The following is a 6,169-nucleotide window of genomic DNA, read 5'->3' as shown; positions in this document are numbered from 1 at the left end:
CCCTGATCCATGCCTGCCGCGACCCTGAGGGTTTGCTGCCCCTGCGACGTGCCGCTAGAGAGACAGTACTACGTCACTTCGATCGCGACCGCGTATGCCGGCCTGCCTGGCTGCAGGCCATCCGCGACGTCCAGCCAACGCTCGCGAGATAAGACTTATACCAAACCTCGCTGAGCAGGACTCACGCGGGGTAACATCGACATTTGGCTCGTGATTCTGTCCTTAGGTTTGGAGCCTGAGGAGGATGCGATGACTGCTCCGGTGCGTCGCTGCATCGGACTTTGATGCGCAAGCCTTGCGCGCTCTCTGGCCAAGGGTTCACGTGATTCGGACCAGACCCGCCGCCCGCTGGCGCTGTCCGTGATCGCCGCGGGGGGGCTTGCGCTCGGAGGCGGCCGCGATCGGCGGGGTCGGATCGCAGACGGTGCGTGACTTTCGTCGTGGCCTTCAACGCCCACGGCCTGGACGGGTTGATCGACGGCAAGGCCCCCGGTGCCCGCCGCCGCCTGAATGCTGAGCAGCGCGAGGCTCTCAGGGCCCTGGTCGAACAGGAGCCGACGCCCGCAGCTCACGGGGTGGTGCGCTGGCGCTTGTGCGATCTGGCGCAGATCCCGTGTGAGGATCACGGCGTGTCGGTCGCCGAGCAGACCTTGAGCCGGGTCTTGCGGGCGATGGGTTACCGCAAACTCTCGGCTCGCCCGCGCCATCACGCCAGGACCCAGATGCCGCGGCGGCTTTTAAAAAGACTTTCCCGGCCGTCTGGCGCAGATCACGCACGCCGTCGGCGGCAAGCCCGTAGAAATCTGGTTTTGCGACGAGGCCCGTGTTGGCCAGAAGAACACGCTCACCCGGCGTTGGGCCGCACGCGGGACGCGACCCTCGGCCCCCAAGGATCAGCGCACGCAGTCAGCCTATATCTTCGGAGCAATCTGCCCGGCCCGAGGCGTGGGCGCGGGCCTGGTCATGCCCCACCGCACCACCGAAGCCATGGCCCATCACCTCGAAGAGATCTCCGCAATCGTCGCGCCCGGCGCCCACGCCGCGCTCCTGCTCGATCAGGCCGGCTGGAACACCACCAGGAAGCTGCCCGTACCTGATGATGACTATGCCCAACATCATCCCAAATTTCTGTCGCCCCGGCAAAGCCGAGTTCGTTATGATCCTGCTCCGACTCCTCGAGCTCGGCGCTCGCATTCGTAAGAGGGCTGTCGGGCTCCGTCGCACCTTTGCCGCTTGCCTGTTCGGAGGCCGACCTGTTGCACCACCTCACAACCTCGCTCGTCTCGTCTCCGGCCTGAGCGACTGGGCTGAAACGTTCCACCGAACTCGCTCCCGTCCCTCTGGCGCCGACAGAACGCTGTCGGCGGACAGGCGCTAAGACAAACACACGTGCCTGCTCAACATCAACCCAAAACAGACCTCCTGCAAAAGCCGGATGAAATATATGGGTTAAATTCCACCGAGTGCCAGGTTAGCCAGAGCAGTTCGTCGACATGGCAATGATTTGAAGGAACGGGTATAGGCCTCGTTTCGGTTACGGATGACGAGCACCTGCTCGGCGCCGGACTAGCTTCTACGCATGGTGCGTTGCACATTTCGTCAGCCCCAACTTCAACTCGTTTGAGATCAAGCCAAGGGTCCCACCCTCGCTGGCGCCTGACGGGTCGACGAGTCAGCGCCTGCTTTGTCCTGCGGTCTTATAGGAAGGCGAAATCGTCGGCCACGAGCGCTGCCTTGGTCAGTCCCTGCAGGTACAGTATGTCCGTGCCCGCCTGGATCTGCACACCCATGAACGCTGCGCCTTGCACTGTGCCGGTGTAGTCCACGGCCGCTGCCTGCACCTGCGCAAAGCTGGTGAACTGTCCGTGCCACTCGATCACGTCCACCACACCCGCACCGGCTGTGAAGTCGGTGATCAGGTCCGTGCCGGAACCAGGGCGGAACACGAAGGTGTCAGCTCCCGCTCGACCACTCAGAACGTCATTGCCGCCCCCGCCATCCAGCACGTTGCTGCCCGTCGTGCCGCTGAGCGTATCATTGAAGGCGGTGCCAATGATGCCTTCGAACCCAGCCTGGATAGTGTCGAGAGCTGCTTCACCTGTCCGGCTTGTAAAGTTGGCCAGATCAAGCGTGATGCCACCTGTGGCCGAGGCGTAGCTGATCAGGTCGAAACCGGCTTGTCCGTTCAGGTTGTCGGCACCGGCCCCACCTTCGATGGTGTCGTTGCCGTCGCCACCTGTCAGGGTGTCAGCACCGTCTCGCCCGAACAAGTAGTCGTTGCCAGCATTACCGTTGATGAAGTCACCCAGGTCTGTCCCCCGGATGACGTCGGCGTAAGCGGAGCCGCTCACCCGCTCAATGCTGGTGAGCACGTCACCACGTGCATCGCCGTAAGCACTGGTCCAGGCCGCATCAGTCATGTCCAACCCGATGCCGGAGGTGGCGCTGCCGTAGTCAGCCGTATCGGTGCCAGCTCCGCCGATGAGCTGGTCGGCACCGGCTCCGCCGACCAGTAGGTCGGCACCGTTGCCGCCGTCCAGCGTGTCGTTGCCAGCAGCGCCCATCAGTGTGTCGTTGCCGTCCAGGCCAAGGATTCGCGCTTCCTCACCGGGTGTGGGCGCCGTCAAGGTGTCGGCTGCGGAGGTGCCGGTTAGGCTGACGAATTGGTTATCGACTGTGACCGTCAGTGTCTTCTCGTAGCTTGCCCCAGCTGCGTCCGTGACTCTAAGCGCCACATCGTGAGTCCGCGCAGCTTCGTAATCGAGCACGGCCCCGCTCACCACCACGAGCTTGTTGCCGCTTACCGCAAACAAGTTCGAGGGTGCGGCCAACGCAAAGACGAACGTGTCGCCCTGGTCCGGGTCGCTGGCCAAGAGCGTTCCTACCACGGTACCTGCAGACGCATTTTCGACGACGGCTGCGCCCGAGAGTGCGATGTCAGTTGGCGCGCGGTTCAAGCCCTGAAGCGCCATAGCACCATCGGAGAAGATGAGCGTCTCGACCCCGCTCAGCACGTCAGCGCCATCAAGTGCAGCGGTCCTAAGGTCCTGTACCAGGTAGCTGCCGTCCACGCGCAAAGTGACGCTGTAGTTCGCCCTCAGCCCCGCATAGGCGACGGCGTCCGAGCCCAGCCCACCCTCCAGCGTGTCGTTGCCAGCCCCACCCACAAGCGTATCGTCCCCGGACCCGCCCAGCAGAACGTCATCGCCCTGCCCGCCAAGCAGCGAGTCATTGCCCTCACCACCGTCGAGGCGGTCTGTGTCGGCTCCACCATCCAGCGTGTCGTTGTCCCCGCCTCCAAGCAGCGTGTCGTTGCCGCCGTTGCCGTTCAACGCATCTCCGAACACTCCGCCAACGATGTTGTCTGCCCCTGAACCGCCCCGGAAGCCAAGCCGCTCAATGCTGGTGACGAGCGTGCCGTCGCCCATGTTCTGGGTAGTGCTGAGGCCTAGGTTGAGGCTGAGGCCGATCGACAGGTTGGTACGGCTGATGAAGGCGTAGTCTGTGCCGTCGCCGCCCTCGATCGTGTCCGGGCCCTGGTTGAAGTAGCTGTAAAACTCGTCGTCGCCAGCCCCACCACGCAGGGTGTCCTGCCCTTCGGACCCGAACAAGGTATCGTTACCATCCCCGCCAAGCAGGAGATCGTTGCCGAGCTGACCTTCGAGGCGGTCGTTCCCTACGCCGCCGTCGAGTGTGTCGTCACCGTCTCCGCCTAGGATCGTGTCGTCACCTGCCCCACCCACGAGGCTGTCGAGCCCTGCGCCGCCGTCGATACTGTCGTTGCCGCCGGCGCCAGTGAGGCTGTCGTTCCCGCCGAAGCCTAACAGCTTCCAATCTTCCGAGTTCGTGGCCGTGAACACGTCGCCTCCAGCCGTCCCGATGTAGTCGGTCTGCTCGACAACATCGGTGACTTGGATCGTGAAAGCCGCCTCGCTGAACAATCCAACCTTGTCGGTCGCCCGAACCTTGATGGTGTGACTTGTGTCTTTCTCGTAGTTTAGCAAGGTTCCGTCGGCGACGCTGACCACGCCCGTGGCAGCATCGATGGCGAAACGCCCGCCAGCGTTGTCGATGAGCGTATAGGTGAGGACATCGCTGACGTTCGAGTCGGCTGCAAACGCCGTGAGACCGACGCGCGTGCCAGCCACAGAGTTCTCGGCCACCTGATTGAGACCTGCATCAGCGTCGCTGATCGCGTCTGGCGCACGGTTCGGGCCCGTTAGATAGACGGTAGCGTCCGAGAAGAGCATCGTCTCGGCGTTGAGCACCACGTCGGTGCCGTCTGGGCTGCCGGTGCGCAGGTCTTGCACCCGGAAACCACCCTCCGCGCGGCTCGTGATCGCGTAATTAGCGCGCAAGCCTGAGAACGCGACGGCGTCAAAGCCGAGCCCGCCATCGATGCTGTCATCGCCCGCCCCACCAGCCAGAGCATCGTCTCCAGCCCCGCCAAGCAGCGTGTCGGCGCCCGCTCCCCCGAGAAGCGAGTCGTTGTTGGCTCCGCCGTCCAAACGGTCGTTGTCGGCCCCACCATCAAGCGTGTCGTTGCCGTCGCCTCCCAACAACGTGTCGTTGCCGCCCCGCCCATCGAGGAAGTCGTCGCCAGCGTTCCCAACCAGCCGGTTGGCATCACCTGTGGCCAGGATGACATCCGCATAGCTCGTGCCGATCACCCACTCAATCGACGTCAACACGTCACGTGCTGCATCGCCGTAAGCGCCCGCCCAGGTCGGGCTGAGCATATCGAGGCCAATGCCAAAAGCGGCCGTTCCGTAGTCGGCCGTGTCTGTGCCAGCGCCGCCGACGAGCGTATCGGCGCCTGCGCCCCCGATCAGAGTATCGGCGCCAGCACCCCCGTCGAGATAATCGTTGCCGGCGCTGCCGTCGATCCAATCGTTGCCCAAACCACCATCTACTGTGTCCGCGCCGATCGTCGTGGTCGGCTGGCCCGCCACCGTCTGGGTTCGTGTGATCACGTCCGCATCAGGGGTTCCGGTGACGAGGTCGCCAGGCTGGGCCGAGCCGAACCCCTTCACCTGGATGGTGAAGCTTTTGTCCAGGGTGAGGCCGCTGAAGTCAGTAGCCCGCAGGCCGACCACGAAACTGGCGTCATCCAGGAAACTGGAAACAACGAGCTTGTCACCGGAGAGCGCGAAGCGCCCGCCAGCCGAGTTGACCAGAGTTAGACTGGTCGTGTCGCCTAGATCCGGATCGTGCGCGGAGAGGCTTCCAACGATGGTTCCCGCCTCGGCGGTCGCGGCAACTTCGGTGTTGGACAGGTTGAGCGCGTCTGGCGCTTCGTTGAGGTTAGCAACGCCGATCGTGAGCCATCTGGTTACGCTCAGCCCGACTTCGTTGGTGGCACACACCTGTACCTGGTGCGAGCTGGCTCTCTCGTAGTCGAGCGCGCCCGTCACCACGAGTTGCCGACCCGCAATGGCAAAGCGTCCACCAGCATCACTCAGGAGCGTGTAGCTGAGCGCCGCTGTCGAGTCCGGATCGATCCCAATCAAGGTCGCTGCAACCGAGCCGATCGCAGTATTTTCAGCCACTGAGGTTTCTGACAGCATCACATCCGTGGGTGCCTGCGCAGGCGCAAGCGAACCCAACACGAAGTCGCGCTCGCCAAGCAGGCTCACCTTCGTGCCCTGGAGCGTAATGGTGTGCCCATCCTTGGTGATCACCGCAGACTCGATGCCGTCCGCATCCTTGGTTGCGGTTATCGCCGCACGCACGGCATCATAGGTAGTGAGCCCCAGCCGTCGCAGATCAAGCCGGTCCTCACCCGGACGAAACGCCAGGATCAGGTCGCTCTCTGCTCCGTCCAGTGCGCTGAACACGAACACGTCTGCGCCACCGTTGCCGCTCAGCGTGTCGTTGCCCGCCCCACCCCAGAGCACGTCGTTGCCATCGCCACCCATCAGCGCGTCGTTGCCCGCACCGCCCTTGAGCGTGTCCGCGCCCGCACCACCGTCCAGGGTGTCGTTGCCGGCCCCACCGATGGTCAGCCCATCTACCGGCTGACCCAAGCTCTGGAAGTTGCCCGTACCGGTGTAGATCACCCCTTCCACGTTGCCCGGCGGGTTGTAGGTGCCCCGGTCGGTCAGGACCGTGTCAAAGCCCGCGTTGACGCGCTCGAACACGGCCGAGTCGGCCGCATCGATGACGTAGA

At 63.8% G+C, this 6,169-nt stretch carries 1 protein-coding gene and 1 pseudogene; one reads left to right on the top strand and one right to left on the bottom strand.

Features of this window, described 5'->3' with window-relative positions:
- Positions 1-210: 210 nt before the first annotated feature.
- Positions 211-1,095: pseudogene (locus tag CRT23_RS27035) on the top strand (IS630 family transposase); the annotation flags it as partial.
- Between the two features lie 602 nt (positions 1,096-1,697).
- Here the strand turns inward: CRT23_RS27035 and CRT23_RS29500 are convergent.
- Positions 1,698-6,140: a cadherin domain-containing protein gene (locus CRT23_RS29500; RefSeq protein WP_280952025.1), complete on the bottom strand. Its 4,443-nt coding sequence runs from the start codon at positions 6,138-6,140 to the stop codon at positions 1,698-1,700.
- Between the last annotated feature and the right edge of the window lie 29 nt (positions 6,141-6,169).

Origin of the sequence: Methylobacterium sp. V23, from assembly GCF_002917135.1 — a bacterium.
Classification (GTDB): domain Bacteria; phylum Pseudomonadota; class Alphaproteobacteria; order Rhizobiales; family Beijerinckiaceae; genus Methylobacterium.
This window is presented reverse-complemented; position numbering and strand designations above follow the sequence as displayed.